The sequence below is a fragment of the Microvirga ossetica genome (genome assembly GCF_002741015.1).
Taxonomy (GTDB): Bacteria; Pseudomonadota; Alphaproteobacteria; order Rhizobiales; family Beijerinckiaceae; genus Microvirga; species Microvirga ossetica.
The window spans coordinates 4,981,605-5,000,300 of the sequence record NZ_CP016616.1; the positions used below are offsets into that span (position 1 = coordinate 4,981,605).

The window sequence follows — 18,696 nt, forward strand, 5'->3', positions numbered from 1 at the left end:
ACCGAATACTGTTCTTTCCGCCACTCTACGAGGCACGCTGTTATTGTCGGCAAAGCCCAAAACCTGCCTTGCGTGGGTGCGGAGAACCTGCTCATGTACGAACCTGCCGCGGGATCAGTCGAATCCGGGCGTTTGGATGACGTTTGTTAAGGCTGTCTTGCGTGCATTGCTACTTTCATCTTGTACATACGCATGAACGTATCCTGGATGAGACGGGCATCGAGGTGTCGGACGTAGAGGCAGCCCATTACCAGGCGCTCAAGGCCATTCAGGAACTGCGGCAGGACGGCGAATCCGACGAGATCGATTGGCGCGGCTGGCAGCTTGAAGTGGTGGACGAGGCCGGGAAGATCCTGCTGTCCATTCCCCTCGATACGTCGCAGCATTGACGCTGACCACGGCCGGACCGTGAGGGCCCGAATACCTCCGGGCCCTTTCTCGTTCATAGGATGAAATCGGCAGCCGAGAGCTGCGCCTTCAGCACGTTCTCGAGCTTTATGTAGTGACTAGACCCGGAGAAATAGACGAGCGAATAGCCAATCCTGTCCGCGATGCTGAGATCGGCGAAGGAGGAGAAGCGCCACGCCCTCAGGTCGATCTGGTCCTCCCCGGGACGGAAATATTGAATCGTGTCCTTGTCGGAGGAGAGATCGAAGGCGAAGAGGTCGCGGCCTCCGCCGCCGTCCATCGTATCGTTTCCGCTGCCGCCGTTCAGGTAATCGGCACCGGTGCCGCCATAGGCGGAATCGCCGATCAGGCGGTCATTGCCGGAGCCGCCGAGCAGCGTGTCGTTGCCGTAGCCCGCATTGGCGCTCGTGACCTGCGCATCGCCGTACAGCACGTCGTTGCCGGAACTGCCATTGAGATAATCGTGCCCGCCGCGGCTCTGGTCGTTCAGGGAGACGGCATCGCCGTAGAGCGTGTCGGTGCCGGTGCTGCCATGAAGGCTGTCGCTGCCGCCGGCGGACGAGCCCCACATGAAGTAGGCATCGCCATACAGGATATTGTTTCCGCTTTCTCCTGCCAGGTAGTCGGCTCCTCCGACCGCAGAATCATAGAGCGCATAGGCATCGCCAAAAAGCCGGTCGCTGCCGGAGCCACCATAGAGGCTGTCGCTGCCGCCGAGGCTGGAATGGCGCATCTCGTACCCGTCGCCATAGAGAATGTCCTCAGAGGCGCCGCCCTTCAGGATATCGTGTCCGCCCGAGGTCGAATGGAAGAGATTGCGTCCATCGCCGAAAAGCGTGTCCCGTCCGCTGTCGCCGCTCAGCGTATCCGATCCGCCGACGGCCCTGCTGCTCAGGCTATAGCTGTCGCCGTAAAGCCTGTCGTCGTCGTTACCGCCATACAGGTAATCCCCGCCGCCCTTCGCCGAGCCCGTCATCGAATACGCATCGCCGTAGAGGGTATCGCTGTCGTTGTCGCCGTAGAGCCAGTCCGCGCCGCCGGTCGTTGTTGCCGACATGGAATAGGCATCGCCGAACAGACTGTCGTTGTCGTAGCCGCCATAGATCCTGTCGGCGCCGCCCCGTGCGGAGCCCGACATGCTGCGCGCATCGCCATAGAGCCTGTCGTAGCCGTATTCACCCCAGATCTTGTCCGCGCCGCCGGTCGAGGAGTAGCTCATCGTGTAGGAATCGCCATAGACGGTGTCGCCATCGAAGCCGGCCCAGATCGAATCAGCGCCGCCTCGCGCCGAAAGCCGTAAGCTCCTCGCATCGCCATAAAGGTAATCGGCTCCATTGTAGCCGTGGAGCGCATCGCCGCCGGCTGTGCGTGCCTGGAGCGTGCCGTCGCTGTCGCCGTAAAGGGTATCGGAGACGCTGCCGCCTTCCAGAAAATTCCTGCCCAATGAGCCGATCTTATGTGCCATCTTTTGCAATGCCTGAAGTAAGGATGTTACCTTAGAGCACGTAACTTATTTTCCTGTTACGGGATATCGTAAATGCGCTACTGCGTCATAAGGACGTATCCTTGTATCGTCCTGCGCTGCCGGAATACCGGTGCAGGCTTGATGTTTCAGGCCAGGAATGGTTAGCCATCGGCACCCTCCGTCCGAATGAAGCGATCATGACCTCATCCTCACCAGATCTCGACGCGCTGCTCACCTGGATACGCACTGAGAGCCCGACCCATGACCGGGCCGGGGTCAACCTGATGATGGACCTCGTGGCCGCGCAGATGCAGGACGCGCCGGTGGCGGTCGAGCGCATCCCCGGCACCGACGGACTCGGCGATGTGCTGGTCCTGCGGGCGGGGCCTCGGACCGACGAGCCCGGCATTCTGGTGATGTCGCATCTCGATACGGTCCATCCCGTCGGCACCGTCGATAGCGACCTGCCGCTGCGGATCGAGGGCGACAGGCTCTACGGGCCCGGCGTTTACGACATGAAGGGCGGCGCCTGGTTCTGCCTCGAGGCCTTCAAGGACGTGGCGCGCAAAGGCACGGCGGCGCGGCCGCTCGTCTTCCTGGTGACGCCGGACGAGGAGATCGGCTCGCCGATCACCCGGCCGATGATCGAGGATTTCGGCCGTCGCTCGGCCTGCGTCCTCGTCACCGAGCCGGCCCGCGACGGCGGCCAGATCGTCACCGCCCGCAAGGGGGTGGGGCGCTTCGAGGTGCATGTGGAAGGACGGCCGGCCCATGCGGGCTCGCGCCACAAGGATGGGCGCAACGCCGTCTACGAGGCCGCCCGCCAGATCCTCGCCATCGAGGCGATGACGGATTATTCGCGCGGGATCACCACGAGCGTCGGCCTGATCGCCGGCGGCACGGCGGTGAACACCGTTCCTCAGCATTGCCGCTTCCCCGTGGATCTGCGGGTCGAGACGGTGGCCGATGGCAAGGCCTTGACGGCGGCACTCCTCGGGCTCAAGCCGAGCCACCCGGATTTCAAGGTCACCGTCACCGGCGGCATGAACCGGCCGCCCTATGAGCGCACAGAGGCCACCTCGAAACTCTTCGATCATGCCCGCTCGCTCGCCGCCGAGATCGGTTTCGACCTCGTCTCTGCGCCCCGCGTGGGCGGCGGCTCGGACGGCAATTTCACGGCGGCGCTCGGCATCCCGACCCTCGACGGCCTCGGCATCGACGGCGACGGCGCCCACACGCTCCAGGAATACGGCCTGATCTCCTCCATCGCCCCGCGCCAAAAGCTCATGACGCGGCTGCTGGAGACGCTTTGACCGCCGCGCCGGAGCCCCGCTACCGCCCCAATGTCGGCATCGCGCTGTTCAACCGGGGTGGCCTGGCCCTGATCGCCCGGCGCCTGCGCGACGACGGTCCCGAGATCGTACTGCGTGGGCACGAATGGCAGATGCCCCAGGGCGGCGTTGACGAGGGCGAGGACCTCCTGACGGCGGCACGGCGCGAGCTGTGGGAGGAGACGAACGTCACGAGCGCCGAGATTCTCGGGCAGACCTCGGAGCGGATCGCCTACGATTTCCCGCCCTATGACAGCCCGCCGCACCGGCTGTCGCCCTTCCGCGGCCAGCGCCAGCAATGGGTCGCATTCCGCTTCACCGGCGAGGATAGCGAGATCGACGTCGCAGGCACTCGCGGCGGGGCGGTGCCCGAATTCGGCGAGTGGCGCTGGGAGCGGATCGAGCGCCTGCCGGAGCTGGTGGTTCCCTTCAAACGCGCCGTCTACGAGCACGTGGTGCACGCGTTCCGGCCCTTCGCCGTGGCGGGGTGAGCGCTCCGACCGAGGGCGGAGCGAGGCCACCCGATATCGGGTTCGGGATGAGGCGCTATTCCCCTCCCTCCTTGTGGGGGAGGGCCAGGGAGGGGGTGCTGGCGCCGGAGCTTGATCGGCTATCGCTCACACCCCCCTCTCCAACTCTCCCCCACAAGGGGGGAGAGGGCTTCCGGCGCTTTTCTCGTCGAACTCGCAAGCCCAGCCCCTCGCCGTCATCCCCGGACTTGATCCGGGGAGCCACGTCTTGACGGCGCAGAGGGTCCTAAGACGTGGGTGGCCGGACCCAGTCCGGCCATGACGGCGGAGATGTGTTGTTCAATCGATGTCAAACAGCCAGCACCTGTGGGCCCGGAGCCGTTTGGCTCCGAGCCTTTTGGTGCGATCGAGGGTGGCGCGAAGGGCGGCCCGGCTCGATGATGCATGGTGATGATGGAAGAGCCGGGAGGCCGCTTCGCGCACGGCTTTTTTAGGCGGACAGGCGGTGCCGGTTCGGTGACTGCGCCAGGCGGGAACCGCAACGTCAGCGGGGGCCTGGGACCAATCCCTATTCAGCGGCACGCAGCCTGGGCCTCCCGTCGACAGGGGTGCGAGACCTGTCACGGGACCGTGCCTGCTCCCACACTGCGACGCCTCGCGAGCGCGCCCCTCGTCAGGAGCAGATCTTAGGCAAGGGTATAGCCGAGGTTGGGACTATTGTCAAGAACAAAGTGAGAACATAACGTTGCCGTCACCCCCTCCTGTCACCCTCCCACGTCATCACCTCCCCGGACTTGATCCGGGGACCCGTGCCGGTGATCCCGATTGTCAGAGGCGCCATACTTCACAGGATCGGGATAGCCGGCACAAGGCCGGCCATGACGTTGATCGTATCGATCAAAGGCAAGTATGGACGCCCGACTTCACGAGGTCCTGCCATTCCGCGCCGAGGGCCTGGCGCGCGTCGATGGCGTTCTCGGCACCCGGCTCGCCGGTGCGGAACATCACCACGCCGAGCGAGCGGTCATGGCTGCCGGCGACGATGGTGGGGCCGGGCACATAGGTCGTCGTCGCGTTGTAGGTGCCGTAGCCGCCTCCGTAGGTCGCCCTGCCTGACGTCTGGAACTGGCCCGGCATCTGCGTGACGGAGACGTTGTTCTGCGCCTGCCCGCCGGTGATGATGTAGCGGTCGTAGCCGGCGCGGATCGTCTCCACGGCGGCGCTCTTCTGCGCGACCTTCGCCGCCCCCATGGAGCCGCAGGCGGGCGCCGCGCCCGCATCGATGATCATGGTATTGGCCGACGTTCTCGTCGCCTGTGCACCGGCACAGGCGGACAGGGCTCCCGCAAGCGGAAGCAGGATGAAAAGCTGTTTCACGATAGTCCCCCAGGTGTCTTTACGCTGCGGAATGCATAGCCGTGCTCATGGGGAAGTCGAGTGAGACGAAAGGTGCGAACGGGCCGATCCGGCGCGATCCTCCGAGAGTGTGTCTTGGAGGTTACGCGGCGGGCGAGGGACGGGCGCGCGTCCGCTCACTCCGCCTGTGCGCGAAGCGGGTCGGCCAGAAGCGCCGCCTCTTTCTCCGGCGGCATGCCGGCTTTCAGGGGCGTGCCGCGGCGGGTTCGGTCCCAGGCGAGGATTTGCCGAAGGGTCTCGTCGAGCGGACGCGGCTTAAACCCGTGCGCAAAGGCCTTCTCGACGTCGATCTCCAAAAAGTGCCGGAAGGCTTCGTCCGCGTGGGGCAGCCAGAGGGGAACCTCGGTCCAGGGTTCCAACCCTGCGGCGAGCACCGCCTCGTCGGAGCGCCAGACGAGGCGCGCATCGGAACCAGTGACGCGGCGGATGGCCTCCAGGAGGTCGGCGAACGGGAAGGGGCGGCCCGTGAGGTTAAAGAGGCCGCCCATATTCCGCTCCGCCGCCTCGACGATGAAGCGCGCGGCATCGCGCACGTCGACGAGCTGGACGAGGCGCTGCGGATCGCCGGGCGCCGGGATCGCGCCGCCTTGGTCGACCCGGCGCACCCAGGAGGTCAGGCGGTCGGTGTAATCGCCCGCGCCGACGAGAAGGCCCGAGCGGAGGATGAGCGCGCGCTCCCCCAAGCGCTCCAGCGCCACGAGCTCGCATTCGCGCTTCAGCGGCCCATAGGCCTTGTCGTAGGAGGCGGCGGAGGAGCGCTGCTCCGGGGGAAGGGCGCGTGCCATCTCCAGCTGCTCCGGCGTCGCGCGGCTCGCGGGCGAATCCTCCGAGACGCCCGGCGCCTTGAAATCCGCATAGACGCTCACGCTCGTCACGAGCGCATAGCGGCCGATGGCGGGGGAGAGCGCATCGAGGAGCGAGGTCACCGCCTCGGGTGCGAAGGCGCAGGTATCGACCACAAGGTCGAACGCGCGGTCTTTCAGCGCCGAGAGATCGCCGTGCCGGTCGCCGGTCAGAACCTCGATCCCCTCCGGCCCCGCATCCGTCGCATTATGCCCGCGGGTGAAGATCGCCACTCGATGCCCCCGCGCCAGCGCCTCGCGCGCGACCGCGCCGCCCAGAAACCCCGTTCCCCCCACGACAAGCACGTTCATCTTAGCGCCCCTTTGAATCCGCGCTGGAGCCGCGCAACGCGATTCTCCGGCAGGATCATGCATTTGTGTTGCATGGAGGGTGGGGAGGCAAGGTGGGGCGTGAGGGGCCGATGCCGAGGCGCCCTACCTCGTGTCGTGAGCGCCTTGCGTTGAAGCCTTCACGCAGGCTAGCCAGAGAGCGTTCATGTATCGGCATTTATGATGCAGCCTCTAGGCTCGACTTTGGCCAATCAGGCGGCTTGGCAGAGCGCGTAAACCAAGCCTCGTTGAAGGGCGTGTGAGGGTTTCGACATTTTGTGTCGGTAGCGTGATGTGAATAAACCCATCTCGCTCCAGATCTGACGCCGCACGGCCGCCAGGGCATCCGCGAAAGTCGGATGAGACTTGCGATACCAGCTGTCGATCCAAACAGCGGTTCGGGAGCGCTGACCGAGTTGCGCGGCCAGCAGAGTCACGATTGAGAACAGTCCGAGCAAGCAGGGCGTGGTGCGGGCGACGGCCTGATCCGACCATTGCCGCTGGGTCTCTACGCCCAGATGTGCACGCGCCTCCTGGAAGGTGACCTCGATCTGCCAGCGCAGGATGAACCAGCGGATGATCTGCAGCGGATCGCGCGTGGGATCGGTGCACAGCAGGGCTTGGGGCGAGAACCGACCGAGAGGATCACGCAGCAAGACCCAGCGGATCGGCACGATGGGCATTCCGCCATGGCGCCACACGGCCGTGGCCGAGCAGAACTCGACCACGCGATCTCCTTCGCCATACCAGCCAGGCACCGTGACGCGGCGCCAGCGCGTGCTCGTCCGGAGCAACACATCGGAAAGGTTCGGCAACCGAGCTCCTTTGGTGCGCGGACGGCCCTTCGTCCCCGGCCGGCGCCGTGAAGCCGGCTCGTAGAGGGCGGCATCCAGGCGAAGCCGGGTAATACAGATCACGCCGCGGCGAGACAGCGCTGCCAGCAGTTCCAGGGCGGCAAAGCCCATATCGGCCACCAGCACCAATTCGCGCTCAGGCAACCACCGCCTGACCTGCAGCATCATCTGACGCGCCCAGTCGGTCAGCTTTTTGTGCCGCTGCCCCCGCTCACGGCAATACCGCTCGGAGGGTGCCAGGGCAGTGAGGAACGGCAGGGCCCAGGTGCGAGCTGCCCATGGAATGGGAGCCAGGAGCATGAGGTTGATCCACCGCAGGCCCGAGGCCTTGACGAAATGAGCATCGGAGGAGCGCACCGGATCGCGGTAGATGCCCTTGGCTTTGATGCGCTTGCCGCGGCGGCGCTCAATGGTGTCATCCAGGCCGAGGATCACCGGACCGGTTGGGGCAAAGGCCTGGATCAGCAGGCCCAGCAACAGCCGGGCCGCCTCGCGTGTGCTCCAGCGAGCCCGACTGAGCACGCGATGATAGTTGACGAAGTGGCGCTCGCGACTGAGGCCGGTGATACGCAAGATGCTGGTCACGGTGCGCTTACCGGGTGCCAGGATGGCTCCGACGAGCAGGACCTCGGCATGACGCCAGGTTCGGTGGCGAAAGAGCGGGGCAAACGCTACAATGATCGCGGCGAAGCGGGCGGGCAGGTCCGGCATGGTGGTGTCTCTTGGCGGAAACGCTGCCAGTCTACCGCATCGTTCGCTTCGCCGCCCTGCGCTCCCACATCACCCGCCAGAAATGGCCAAAGTCGAGCTAGGTTCTCCTGTAATTAAATTTGCCTGCGCGAAAACGTGGGGCAAACCTGCTCTCGAATTCTGCGCTTAGCTCATCAAAAAGGCGGTTAGATTGCTTTAGGAGACGCCGAGTGAGCTGATTGAACTCTCTCTGAAGAGATACTAAGTGGTGCATCCGGTAAGTCATCCTGCCTTGGGTAGAAGAGCAATACCGGGTGAGCGGCGTGGGCGATGCCGCCGGCGCCTGCCCCAGACAAACGGATGACGGTGCGCATTCCAGTAGACCGTCGAGCCGTGGATCGCATCGACGATCTCCTCCCAGGTCTCGAAGCGCCGACCGGCAAGAGCCAGTGAACGCAGGATCTTCCACCAGGGCTCGATCAGGTTGAGATAAGCCGCGTACTTGGGCTGGAACACCATCTCCCAGCGCGGATGCGCCAGCACGAACAGCAGCACGTCGGTCGTGCGATGGGAACTCAGGTTATCCATGATCGCGTACACCCGCTCGGTCGTACTCGGGATCCAGCTCTCAACCTGGCCGAGGAAGTCGACCCAGTGCGCTCCACCCCGTCCGGGATACGGATGCGTGAAGGCTTCGCCGGTGGCGGGACAAAACGCCCCGAAGATGTAGCCCTTGGCACGGCGACCATAATCGATCTCCTGCTTGGCGCGTTCGGCCGGTCGCGTCCGGCTCTGCACCAGGGCCCGACCCGCGTAGCTCTTGGCGCTCACCGGTCCCATCTCATCGAGACAGATCACGCAACTGCCCGCAGGCGGCTTGGTGTAGAGCGTTTCGATCGCCCCCTTTTTGCCGCGAAGGCCGGATCGACCCGCTCGCCGAACCAGGTCTCGTGTTTGCGCCAGCGCAGGCCCTCGTGGAGCAGGATCTCGTCGATGCGGCTGCGCTGCATCGCAATCCCTTTCTGCTCATGCAGGTAGGCGGCCAGTCGGTCGAGCGTCCAGGCGGCAAACGGCAGCCCGAGGGTCTCTGGCTTGACGAGTGCCGTGGCGATCACGGTGGCGGTTTGCTCAGGCGGATAGGTGGGCGGGCGTCCGGAGCGATGTTTGTCCTTGAGGGCCTCCACTCCTTCTGCATTGAAGCGGTGGATGCGCTTACGCACCGTCTCGCCATCAAGGCCCAGCCGGGCGGCAATGGCGGATGCGCTCTCGCCGTGACTGGCGCGCCAGATGATTTGAGCCCGTTGTACCATCTGAGCCGGAGCGGTGCGCGCATGGGCCAACGTCTGGACCCGTGCACGCTCCTCAACGGTCAAATCCCGTAAGCAGATCGGTGTCATGGGTCACCTCCGCCAGCAGGCCAGCACGCCGCGATTATACCCCCTGAACATGCCGGATGCACCACTAAGCCTTCTTTGAAAGAGCGCTCTACATTTATAGGGCGGCCATCTTGATCGGTGCCGCCTACGGCCTGTTAGCGCTTGAGCCAGTCGATTGCTGCGGCGAGGCAGAGCACGCCCATGAAGGATCGTGCGGTCTTCTCGTAGCGGGTTGCAACGGCTCGCCACTCTTTGAGCCTGGCCCAGAGCCGCTCGACGACATTGCGGTTGTTATAGATCCAGTCCGGACAGGCCACCGGCGCCTCATTGGACTTAGCCGGGATCGCCGGCTTCGCACCGATGCTCCAGATGTGCTCGCGGAAGCTGTGGCTTGAATAACCGCGATCGGCCACCACCCAGCTGGGCACACTCGGCAAACTGTGAAGCAGCGGAATGGCGTCAGGCAGCTCGTGCGCCTGACCGGGTGCAATGCGAAACGCGATGGCGCGTCCGAGCCCGTCGGCGATCACGCAAGCCTTGGTGCCATAGCCGCCACGAGACCGACCAAGCGCTTCACGATGGTCTCGTTGAGCTTGAGAGCCCCTTTTCGACGAGCCCCGGCGGCCTTCTGATGCGCGCGCACGCTGGTGCCGTCGAGGAAGGTCATCCCGAGCTGGATGCCGCACTTCTGTACCAGGTTGAGCAGGCGCTCCCAGACACCCAGACGGGCCCAGCGGATGAAGGTCTGAGCGGCGCGCCACCACGGCCCCAATTCAGCCGGCACGGCGCGCCACTTGGCGCCGTTCTCATGGCGCCAGAGAATGGCCTCGAACGTCCGACGCAGATCCTGTGGCGGTGTCTTGCCCTTGGGACGGCATTGCTCCACCAGTGGCTCCAGCATGGCCCATTGTGCTTCCGTTAGCATGGCTCCTCCTCAGACAGGACGAGCAAAACGCCTCCAGGTGCAAAGGGTTCAAGTCATAACAGGCCGTAGCAGCCTCCTCCGTACCAACTATATTTCGGATCGGGTACGCGCTCGGCGCGACAGTAGCAGGGCTTATCGCTAATGCTGCTGGGCTCAGTGAGGGCTTCACGCGCGCGGAAGCAGAGCGCACTTCAACTTGGGTCTTCCTGGCTTTCTTACCCATAGCGATTGTCGGATGCGCCGCAGCTTTAGTGCTAACGGCTCGGCTTCGATGCAGAGAGCAGGCTGCTGATGCAGCCGAAGCACTATCTAGTTGATACGACTGGCTCGTACGATCGAAAGAAAGAGAAGATTGCGCCGCAATTGCGCAGCGAAGGCGAGAGGATGGTTGATGTTTCCACTCAGGTTTAGGAAGCGAGCAGTTTGAATTGCTCAGCCAGTCATTGCTGCGGATTTCCGGCGTACGTTGCCTGCTGACTGCATATCATGTGAGCCATCTTAGTTTCGCCGAGGATCATGCTCGCACTGACAATGGACTTGAAGCCGAGTATCGGCCGTATCCGCCGTTTGATGGCACGGTGATCCTGCTCAATGCGATTGGTGAAGCGAGCGCTCCGCCGGATGCGGATCAGCGTCAACTTGCGCCCCGACCGATCCTGGAGCCGATGTGTCGTGTCACGGGGTTCCTCCCTCGCTTTGACCGACCCTCTGATACGCTCCTCGGGAGCGGGAAGGTGTTTGATGACGAAAACGAGGCGGGAATTCAATCCCGAGTTCAAGCGAGAGGCCGTCGCACTTCTGGAGAGCGCTGGCCGCCCCCAGATGAGGATCGCGAGCGAGCCGGGGGGCTCGCCCTCCATGCTCAGGAACTGGCGCGCCATTGCCCGTGGCGCATCACTCCGGTCCAGGGCCGCCCCAGGATCTGCCTGCGGGCACAGGGGCAGCACCATCTCCGGCCGCTCAGGCGGCGGAGATCGCACGATCGCGGCGCCAACTCGATCGTACCCGGATGGAATGGGATATCTTAAAAAGTCATTGGCATCTTGGCGGAGATGCCGAATTGAGGTTTGGCTTGATCGAGCAACATGCCCGCATCTACTCGGTGCGGCTCATGTGCCGCGTGCTCGGGGTCGCGGCCAGTGGCTATTATGCTTGGCGGTCTCGGCCGGAGAGCCAAAGGGTGGTGGCGAACCGGCGCCTGCCGCAGGATGTGCAGCGGCTCCATGATCAGCATTAGGGCCGCTAAGCACGGACCCGGGGTGAGTCAGTGCGGTTTCCAACCGCTCAGTGCAATATGGTGGAGCGGCGCCGAATTCCATTGATGCAGACATAATCCAAAAATAATATGGACGTCCGTCCAATTTATGCTAGCCTTCCAATAGGGCACCAAAAAACTATGCCCATTCTGGGAGGAATTAATGAAGCTGCATACTATCTTCGCGGCAACTATGTGCGTCATGGCTTTGCCGGCTGCGGCGGAGGAAACCGTCAGTTACGCATCTTATGGCGGCGCCTACCAGGAGGGCGTGCGCAAGGCCATTCTCAATCATCTCCCGGCCGATCATGGCATGAAAGTCGTCGACTATGTGCTGTCGGGCGGCATCCGCGACATCCGCACCAAGGTCAAGGCAAATGCCGTCGATATAGACGTCGCGGAGTTGTACGGCGGGTTGTGCGATATCGCCGCCAAGGAGGGGCTGATCGAGCCGCTCGACTATTCGAAGATCCCGAATGCGGCCGGCGTTCCGGAGCATCTGAAGAAGCAGCACTCAATCGGCTTTACTGCATATTCGACGGTTCTCGCCTACAACAAGGACGTGTACGGCAAAAACCCCCCGAAGAATTGGGCTGACTTCTTCGACGTCAAGAAGTTCCCCGGTACCCGCGCCATCGGGGGCACCTACCCGTCCACCAACATGGAAATTGCACTGCTAGCTGACGGCGTGCCGCGCGACAAGGTCTATCCGGTCGACATGGATCGCGCCATGAAGAAGTGGGAGGCCTTCAAGCCCAACATCACCGTTCGATGGTCCTCCGGCGCCCAGGCGACCCAGCTTGCGACGTCTCAGGAAGCGGACATGCTGACGATCTGGGCGGCCCGCATCGATGCCGCGATCAAGGAAGGCGCTCCCTACGAGTACATCTTGAACGACGCAGTGATGGACGTCGAATGCTTGGTCGTCCCGAAGAACTCGCCGAACCGGGAGGGCGCCATGCGCCTGATCAATCACCTGCTCGATCCCAAATATAAGGCCAATCTCCCCGATCACATTCCCTATGGCCCAATGAACCAGGATGCCTTCAAGTCCGGGCTCATCTCGCCGGAGAAGGCCAAGAAGGTTGTGACGAGCACCGAGAATATCTCCAAGCAACTTATCCTTAATTCGTCCTACTGGGCTGAGCACGAGATTGAAGCTCAGACCAAATGGGACAGCATTATGCTGCGGTAGGATCTGCCCACAACAATGCGGCGTCCGTGACTTGACGGGCGCCGCTCGATCACCCGCGCTTCGGCGAGGTCTCAAGGTCATTGCCCGTGACGGCGATGGCCAACGGTCGATCTCGCCTATCCGAAAGCATAGTTCAGGATACGGATATGACTCTACCTTCGACGACGGCGTTACCGGTCCAGGTCCAGTCTCTCTCAAAGCACTTTGGCGAAGTTCGCGCCGTTGACGACATATCCTTCGATATTCGCCCCGGAGAATTCCTCACGCTGCTGGGGCCGTCGGGATCCGGCAAGACGACGCTCCTCATGATGATCGCTGGCTTTAGTAGGCCAACCAACGGTTCGATACGCATCGCGGGACAGGAAATTGTCCACCTCCCGCCCCACAAGCGCAATATCGGCATGGTGTTCCAGAGCTACGCGCTTTTCCCGCACATGCCAGTGGGCGAGAACATCGCTTACCCGTTGCGACTGAGAAAAGTCGGCAAGGCCGAGATCGAGGATCGCGTCCGAAACGTTCTGGAACTCGTCCAACTCGGCGGTTATGCGGACCGCCGGATCAGCCAGCTTTCGGGTGGCCAGCGGCAGCGCATCGCGCTCGCCCGCGCGATCGTGTTCGAGCCGCGAATCCTGCTGATGGACGAGCCATTGTCGGCGCTCGACAAGCAGTTGCGCGAGACGATGCAGATCGAAATCCGTCGCCTGCACGATCGTCTCGGAATGACCACCATTTCGGTGACACACGATCAGCGTGAAGCGTTGACGATGTCGGATCGCATTGCAGTGTTCTCCAAGGGGAAGCTTGCTCAGATCGCTTCGCCGACCGGTCTCTATGAACAACCCGAGAGCCGGTTCATCGCCGAATTCATTGGTGAATCGAGCTTCCTGCCGCTACGGGCAACGCCCGGCGGCCTAGCCTATGGCGACCAGGTCATCCAGTTCGCCGACAGGCCGCGACAGACATCAGGCAACATGATGTTGATGCTGCGTCCGGAACGTCTGCGGCTCGTCGCGGGTAATACGGCAGGTCAGGAGGGCAACTTCTTCCAAGGCCAGATCCGGACGGTGGTCTTCCAGGGCGAGAGCCTGCTATTCGAAGTGATGCTTGACGGCGGCCACAAGGTTTTCGTCCGGATCGCGAACCGGTCGGAAAGCGCTCGCCTTGTTCCCGAGGCGGATCAGCGCGTGACGCTGTGCCTTGATCGCGCCGACGCGCGAATCGTTCGTGCGGAGGACTGATGATGGAGCAAGCAGTTCTGCGTCTGTCGCCGAGTTCACTCACTCCGGATCAGTTGAAAGAGAATCACGAGGCGCTGAAGAAGGAGCAGCGCAGCGAAGCGCGGACGATGTTCCGGCTGACCTTGCCGGCTATCCTGATCGTGGGCCTGTTGATGGTCGCTCCGATCGGTTGGCTTCTGTCGATGTCCTTCGTCGGGCAGGACGGGCGCCTCGGCTTTGAGAACTACGTCCTGTTCTTCTCGGAGGCTGTATACCGTGAGATGTTCATCAATACCTTCATCATCGCGTTTGTCGTGACGGTGATCTGCCTCATCCTGGGTTACCCTGTCGCCTACCTGATGGCAATTCTACCCTCGCCCTGGGCAGGCTTCCTGATGCTCGCAGTCCTGATGCCGTTCTGGACATCGGGCCTCGTGCGGACGTTCTCATGGCTGATCATTCTCCAGCGCAACGGCTTGGTCAACCAGATGCTGGTTTGGATGGGTGTGATCGAGCGCCCGATCGCCTTGGTCCACAACATGACAGGAACGATCATCGGCATGGTCCACATCATGGTGCCATTCCTGATCCTGCCGCTCTATGCTTCGATGAAGGCGATTGACCTGAACCTTATGCGCGCTGCCGCAAACCTCGGTTCGACTCCAGCTCATGCCTTCCGCCGAGTGTATCTGCCACTCTCGATGCCGGGCCTGATCGCAGGAACGATCATGGTGTTTGTGATGTGCCTTGGCTTCTACATCACTCCCGCACTGCTGGGCGGCGGAAAGATCAAGATGATTGCGCAGCGGATCGAGGAGTCGCTTGCGCTCTATCCAACCTGGGGGCCGGCTGCTGCACTTGCCGTGCTGCTTCTGGTGATGACCGCAGTCTGTCTTGGCGTCAGTTTGATGCTGGTGCGTCGACTGACCGCTGAGAGTTGAGGGGGGAGCTATGGAATCCCATGTTTCGCATCGCGAGAGGTTCTGGCTCTACATCTTCGTCGGGCTTGTCATCTTCTATCTCGTGGCGCCGACGTTCATCGTCGTCCCCGTGTCGTTTAGTTCGACAACGTCACTGTCCTTCCCGCCTCCGGGCTGGTCTACCCGCTGGTATGAAGCCTTCTTCGGGCAGGAAAAGTGGATCGGATCAACATGGGTCTCGTTGCGTGTCGCATTCGGCACAATGGTTCTTGCGACGGTAACCGGTGTCGCGGCGTCCTACGCATTGCATGTGTCGAGACTCCCTCTAGGCAATCTAATCCGTTCGACACTCATTTCGCCTCTGGCCGTACCTTCCATCCTGATCGCAATTGGCATCTTCTTTGTCTATGCGAGGATCGGCGGAATGCTGAACACGATCTACGGGATGATCCTCGGACACTCCGTCGTCGCGATGCCGTTCGTTATCCTTACGATGTCTGCGGGCCTTCAGTCTTATGACATGACGCAGGAGATGGTCGCGCGCAGCCTAGGTGCCAACAGGTTCAAAGCCTTCATGACTGTGACGCTGCCGCAGCTGAAGTTCTCTGTCGCGACCTCGATGCTGCTGTCGTTCCTCGTGTCATTTGACGAGCTGATCATATCGCTGATGATCTCGTCTGGACCTGTCTCGACACTGTCTCGCGTCACTTTCGCGACGCTGCGCGACGATGTGGATCCCACACTCGCAGCGGTCTCGACCTTGATGCTGATCGTGACCTGTATCCCACCGCTGGTCCTTCATATCGTGACCAACCGCGCGAAGAAGAAGGGGGCATGAGATGCTGAACGAACTGAACAGGGAACTTGAAGGCTTCGTGCAGCTGCATCGCGATGGCGCCGTTCTCGAGATCAAGATGGTCAAGCCGAAGGTGAACTCGATCTGCCGCCGATTCAGCCGCTGTATGGAGCGCGCAGGTCTCTACCTCCAGAACGATCCCGATCTTCGCGTCGGCATCCTTTCGAGCGGGAGTGACAAGGCGTTCTCGGCCGGCCTCGACTTCCACGACGCGACCTCCAGCACGGAACGGGGTCCGGGCGCCGAGGAAGGAGGATTTGGCGGAATCACCACTCTGTGGGCGCTGAAGAAGCCGCTGATCGCGGCCATCAATGCCCCGGCTATTGGGGGAGGCCTTGAGTTGGCGCTGTCCTGCGACATTCTGCTGATGGCCGACGAGGCTTTCCTTCAGTTGCCCGAGCTTCAACGTGGACTTCTGCCTGACGGCGGTGGCTTGCAACGTCTGCCACGCAGGATACCCTATCATGTCGCCACGGCGATGATTTGGACCGGCGAGCCGATGTCTGCTGCCGAGGCGCATCGGTGGGGATTGATCTACCGCACCGCGCCCCGCGAGCAACTGATGACGCTTGCCTGGAAGATTGCGCGTCACGTCGCGAAGGGCGCTCCCCTTGCGCAGCAAGCCCTCAAGGAGGCGCTGCGAGCCGTCGACGGCCAGTCCGATCGCGAGGCGATGACTCTGCGCGCGGATTCCAACGACGACCTCGAGTACTTCAGGCGGATGCTGATCTCTGAGGACATGATCGAAGGTCAACGCGCCTTCCTCGAAAAGCGCGAGCCCCGCTGGACCGGGAGCTGACGCGGGACCCGGACTTCGAACAGTTTATAGCGGGCCTAACCACACTGGTTTCGCCAAAATGGATGGGAGGAAATGATGTACAGATTTCTCGAGACGGAACGACACGGCGCCGTCGGCGTGATCGCTCTCAACCGCCCCGAGGCCCGAAACGCCTTGGCGATGGGCATCACGATCGAACTCCGCCGCGCTCTACGGGAGGCCGCCGCGGATACGACGATGCGCGCCCTCATTCTGACCGGACGGGGCGGAGCATTCTCGGCTGGTGCGGATGTCAAGGAATGGGCCAACAAGGCCGCCGGTGACAACCCCTGGCCGGACATGAACTGGGTCGAGGAGTCCCTCAAGCTCGTCCAACAGGTTCACGAAATGCCCAAGCCGACGATCGCCATGATCGATGGCGCAGCCGTCGGCGCGGGACTCGATATGGCCCTGGCCTGCGACTTCCGTTATGCCTCCGAGAGGGCCAAGTTCATCTGTTCCTACACCAACGTCGGCTACAATCCCGACTGCGGCGGCACTTGGCTGATGCCTCGAGTAATCGGCCTCGAAGCGGCCAAGCGCTTCGCCTTCACGGGTGAACTCTGGACCGCGGCAACGGCGCTCGAGAACCGCATGGTCAGCCATGTCAGCACCAGCGACCGGCTTTGGGACGATACGCTTGAGTTCGTCCAGAAGCTCGCATCCGGCCCGACGGTCGCCATTGCCCAGGCCAAGAAGCTTCTGAACACTGCACATACCCGCAGTCTCGCCGATCAGCAGCTCGAGGAAGTCGCTGCCGGTAAGATCTGCGCGCTGACAAAGGATCACGCCGAAGGATTGGCCGCCGCGAATGAGCGCCGTGCGCCGAAATTCGTCGGCGCCTAAGGAGATAAGAAATGGATTTTGGACTAAGCTTCGAACAGCAAGCACTCGTGGACTCGCTGGAAGAGTTCTGCAAACGGGAGCTCTATCCACATGAGTCTCTTGTCGAGGAACTGCGCTACGTTCCCGCCGAAATCAAGCAGGAGATCCGTCGCAAGTCACGGGATGCCGGCTTCGAAGGAATGAACCTGCCTGAGGAATGGGGCGGCGCCGGCCTCGACAAGCAGACGAAGATGGAGGCCGAGCGCGTCTTGGGCAAGCCCTCGTCGCCGCTCTCGCAATGCATGAACCGCGGCGTAACCGGCATTCTCTTCAAATGCAAAGGCGAGCAGATTGAAGAATACCTGCTGCCAGCCATCCGTGGCGAGCGTAAGGACGCCTTCGCCCTGACCGAGCCCGGTGCCGGCTCGGACGCGCGCGGCATCGTCACCAAGGCCGAGCGCAATGGCAACGGGTGGGTTATCAACGGCGTCAAACAGTTCATCTCGGCGGCCGATATTGCCGATTTCATCATCCTGATCGCCGTGTCCGGCGTGGACGATACCCCCAAGGGCCCGCGGAAGAGGTTCACCGCCTTCCTGCTCGACAAGTCCCTGCCCGGACTGCGCGTCGAGCCGATGAAATCGATCGTGACCCGCGGGTACAACCCGACCATGGTGTACTTGGACAACGTGCGGGTTCCGGACAGCAAGATCCTCGGCGAGGAGGGACAAGGGTTCAACACGGCGAATGAGTGGCTCTACGACGGGCGTGTCGCGCTTTCGGCGCATTGCGTCGGGCGTGCCGAGCGCATCTTCGACATGACAAAGGAATGGGCGGGCTCACGCAAGGCTTTCGGCAAGACCATCGGCGAGTTCCAGGGCGTCGGCTTCAAAGTCGCCAATATGGCGGTCGACATCAAGCTCGGCGACCTCATGGTTAAGGAGGCAGCGTGGAAGATGGACAACGGCCTGATGGACCGGACGGCGGCGTCCATGGTGAACTACTACTGCTCGGAGATGGTCTTTCGCGTTGCCGACAACGCCGTGCAGATCTTCGGTGGCATGGGTCTCATGGAAGATTTCCCGATCCAGCGTTTCTGGCGCGATGCTCGCATCGAACGCATCTGGGAGGGAACATCAGAGATCCATCAGGACCTCATCGCAAAAGACATTCTGCGGCCGTATCGGCAGTGACATGATTGTCGGCACAGCTTCCGCAAGTGGAGCGTGCCGGCGATCCAATAAAAGACAACGTGACCTCCGGTCGCGTTACCTGCCAGCGTTGAACGATGAAGTTCTGCCCCTGCTCGGAACGGTCGCAAATGTGCCGGACGGCAGACTTGCTGTGATGGCGCTGAATCAGCCGGTCGACGGACCGCGTAAGGGTTGAGTGAGGGAGGCACGCCAAATGCTTGGGGATTGCTGCGCAATTGGGTCCCGCTGCCGCGCGGATACGTTCCGACGGCTCCCGGAGAGCGCTCCCGCGAGCTCGACTTTCCTTGGAT

The 18,696-nt window shown here is 62.4% G+C and carries 17 protein-coding genes and 2 pseudogenes; 11 read left to right on the forward strand and 8 right to left on the reverse strand.

Annotated elements, in window-relative coordinates; translation table 11 throughout:
- The first annotated feature begins 161 nt into the window (after positions 1 to 161).
- Entirely contained in the window at positions 162 to 389 is a 228-nt protein-coding gene (locus BB934_RS23865) for a DUF6894 family protein (protein WP_099511918.1), read from the forward strand.
- Positions 390 to 442: 53 nt separating this feature from the next.
- Here BB934_RS23865 and BB934_RS23870 read toward each other — a convergent pair whose 3' ends face one another.
- Positions 443 to 1,873: a calcium-binding protein gene (locus BB934_RS23870; protein WP_099511919.1), complete on the reverse strand. Its 1,431-nt coding sequence runs from the start codon at positions 1,871 to 1,873 to the stop codon at positions 443 to 445.
- A 197-nt stretch (positions 1,874 to 2,070) separates the two neighbouring features.
- Between BB934_RS23870 and BB934_RS23875 the strand changes: the two genes are divergently transcribed.
- Both BB934_RS23875 and BB934_RS23880 read left to right on the forward strand, forming a co-directional pair.
- A complete protein-coding gene (locus BB934_RS23875; protein ID WP_099511920.1) occupies positions 2,071 to 3,186 on the forward strand; it encodes a M20 family metallopeptidase in 1,116 nt (371 codons plus the stop codon).
- Positions 3,183 to 3,695, forward strand: coding sequence for an RNA pyrophosphohydrolase (locus tag BB934_RS23880; protein ID WP_099511921.1), 513 nt, complete (start codon positions 3,183 to 3,185; stop codon positions 3,693 to 3,695). The genes BB934_RS23875 and BB934_RS23880 overlap by 4 nt, the downstream gene beginning before the upstream one ends.
- 876 nt (positions 3,696 to 4,571) lie before the next feature.
- On the opposite strand, the gene BB934_RS23885 is transcribed toward BB934_RS23880, so the two are convergent.
- The 7 genes and pseudogenes from BB934_RS23885 to BB934_RS47300 all read right to left on the reverse strand — a co-directional run.
- On the reverse strand, positions 4,572 to 5,051 hold the full coding sequence (locus tag BB934_RS23885) for a hypothetical protein (RefSeq protein ID WP_099511922.1): 480 nt from the start codon (positions 5,049 to 5,051) through the stop codon (positions 4,572 to 4,574).
- A gap of 155 nt (positions 5,052 to 5,206) precedes the next feature.
- Positions 5,207 to 6,244, reverse strand: coding sequence for an NAD-dependent epimerase/dehydratase family protein (locus BB934_RS23890; protein WP_099511923.1), 1,038 nt, complete (start codon positions 6,242 to 6,244; stop codon positions 5,207 to 5,209).
- A gap of 230 nt (positions 6,245 to 6,474) precedes the next feature.
- Positions 6,475 to 7,827, reverse strand: a complete 1,353-nt coding sequence (locus BB934_RS23895) for an IS701 family transposase (protein ID WP_099511924.1) — start codon at positions 7,825 to 7,827, stop codon at positions 6,475 to 6,477.
- Between the two features lie 261 nt (positions 7,828 to 8,088).
- Positions 8,089 to 8,646: a transposase gene (locus tag BB934_RS23900; protein ID WP_237050072.1), complete on the reverse strand. Its 558-nt coding sequence runs from the start codon at positions 8,644 to 8,646 to the stop codon at positions 8,089 to 8,091.
- A gap of 14 nt (positions 8,647 to 8,660) precedes the next feature.
- Positions 8,661 to 9,203, reverse strand: a complete 543-nt coding sequence (locus tag BB934_RS23905) for a helix-turn-helix domain-containing protein (protein ID WP_099511926.1) — start codon at positions 9,201 to 9,203, stop codon at positions 8,661 to 8,663.
- A gap of 134 nt (positions 9,204 to 9,337) precedes the next feature.
- Positions 9,338 to 10,107, reverse strand: a protein-coding gene (locus tag BB934_RS23910) for an IS5 family transposase (RefSeq protein ID WP_099511788.1) whose coding sequence is annotated in 2 segments (ribosomal slippage) — positions 9,338 to 9,786 and positions 9,786 to 10,107 — 771 coding nt in all. Because the reading frame shifts where the segments join, the coding sequence is not laid out codon by codon here.
- 440 nt (positions 10,108 to 10,547) lie between these two features.
- Positions 10,548 to 10,784, reverse strand: a pseudogene (locus BB934_RS47300) (IS6 family transposase); the annotation flags it as partial.
- A gap of 64 nt (positions 10,785 to 10,848) precedes the next feature.
- On the opposite strand from BB934_RS47300, the pseudogene BB934_RS23920 reads away from it, so the two are divergent.
- The 8 genes and pseudogenes from BB934_RS23920 to BB934_RS23955 form a co-directional block, all read left to right on the forward strand.
- Positions 10,849 to 11,341: pseudogene (locus BB934_RS23920) on the forward strand (transposase); the annotation flags it as partial.
- Between the two features lie 184 nt (positions 11,342 to 11,525).
- On the forward strand, positions 11,526 to 12,557 hold the full coding sequence (locus BB934_RS23925) for an ABC transporter substrate-binding protein (RefSeq protein WP_099511928.1): 1,032 nt from the start codon (positions 11,526 to 11,528) through the stop codon (positions 12,555 to 12,557).
- Positions 12,558 to 12,703: 146 nt separating this feature from the next.
- A complete protein-coding gene (locus tag BB934_RS23930) occupies positions 12,704 to 13,795 on the forward strand; it encodes an ABC transporter ATP-binding protein (RefSeq protein ID WP_099511929.1) in 1,092 nt (363 codons plus the stop codon).
- The gene (locus BB934_RS23935) at positions 13,795 to 14,715 is read left to right on the forward strand and encodes an ABC transporter permease (protein ID WP_099511930.1); all 921 of its coding nucleotides are present in this window, start codon (positions 13,795 to 13,797) and stop codon (positions 14,713 to 14,715) included. The genes BB934_RS23930 and BB934_RS23935 overlap by 1 nt, the downstream gene beginning before the upstream one ends.
- A gap of 10 nt (positions 14,716 to 14,725) precedes the next feature.
- Positions 14,726 to 15,532 carry an ABC transporter permease gene (locus BB934_RS23940; RefSeq protein ID WP_099511931.1) on the forward strand — a complete coding sequence of 269 codons (807 nt, stop codon included), beginning with the start codon at positions 14,726 to 14,728 and terminating at the stop codon, positions 15,530 to 15,532.
- Position 15,533: 1 nt separating this feature from the next.
- Positions 15,534 to 16,349, forward strand: a complete 816-nt coding sequence (locus BB934_RS23945; protein ID WP_099511932.1) for an enoyl-CoA hydratase-related protein — start codon at positions 15,534 to 15,536, stop codon at positions 16,347 to 16,349.
- A gap of 72 nt (positions 16,350 to 16,421) precedes the next feature.
- On the forward strand, positions 16,422 to 17,213 hold the full coding sequence (locus BB934_RS23950; protein ID WP_237050073.1) for an enoyl-CoA hydratase/isomerase family protein: 792 nt from the start codon (positions 16,422 to 16,424) through the stop codon (positions 17,211 to 17,213).
- A gap of 11 nt (positions 17,214 to 17,224) precedes the next feature.
- Positions 17,225 to 18,385, forward strand: coding sequence for an acyl-CoA dehydrogenase family protein (locus tag BB934_RS23955; protein WP_099511934.1), 1,161 nt, complete (start codon positions 17,225 to 17,227; stop codon positions 18,383 to 18,385).
- Positions 18,386 to 18,696: the final 311 nt, after the last annotated feature.

Excerpts from the sequence above, each read along its gene's own strand:
- BB934_RS23870 (WP_099511919.1), bottom strand. The coding sequence starts at position 1,873 with ATGGCACATAAGATCGGCTCATTGGGCAGGAATTTTCTGGAAGGCGGC.
- BB934_RS23875 (WP_099511920.1), top strand. The coding sequence starts at position 2,071 with ATGACCTCATCCTCACCAGATCTCGACGCGCTGCTCACCTGGATACGC.
- BB934_RS23890 (WP_099511923.1), bottom strand. The coding sequence starts at position 6,244 with ATGAACGTGCTTGTCGTGGGGGGAACGGGGTTTCTGGGCGGCGCGGTC.
- BB934_RS23895 (WP_099511924.1), bottom strand. The coding sequence starts at position 7,827 with ATGCCGGACCTGCCCGCCCGCTTCGCCGCGATCATTGTAGCGTTTGCC.
- BB934_RS23900 (WP_237050072.1), bottom strand. The coding sequence starts at position 8,646 with ATGGGACCGGTGAGCGCCAAGAGCTACGCGGGTCGGGCCCTGGTGCAG.
- BB934_RS23905 (WP_099511926.1), bottom strand. The coding sequence starts at position 9,203 with ATGACACCGATCTGCTTACGGGATTTGACCGTTGAGGAGCGTGCACGG.
- BB934_RS23925 (WP_099511928.1), top strand. The coding sequence starts at position 11,526 with ATGAAGCTGCATACTATCTTCGCGGCAACTATGTGCGTCATGGCTTTG.
- BB934_RS23930 (WP_099511929.1), top strand. The coding sequence starts at position 12,704 with ATGACTCTACCTTCGACGACGGCGTTACCGGTCCAGGTCCAGTCTCTC.
- BB934_RS23935 (WP_099511930.1), top strand. The coding sequence starts at position 13,795 with ATGATGGAGCAAGCAGTTCTGCGTCTGTCGCCGAGTTCACTCACTCCG.
- BB934_RS23940 (WP_099511931.1), top strand. The coding sequence starts at position 14,726 with ATGGAATCCCATGTTTCGCATCGCGAGAGGTTCTGGCTCTACATCTTC.
- BB934_RS23945 (WP_099511932.1), top strand. The coding sequence starts at position 15,534 with ATGCTGAACGAACTGAACAGGGAACTTGAAGGCTTCGTGCAGCTGCAT.
- BB934_RS23950 (WP_237050073.1), top strand. The coding sequence starts at position 16,422 with ATGATGTACAGATTTCTCGAGACGGAACGACACGGCGCCGTCGGCGTG.
- BB934_RS23955 (WP_099511934.1), top strand. The coding sequence starts at position 17,225 with ATGGATTTTGGACTAAGCTTCGAACAGCAAGCACTCGTGGACTCGCTG.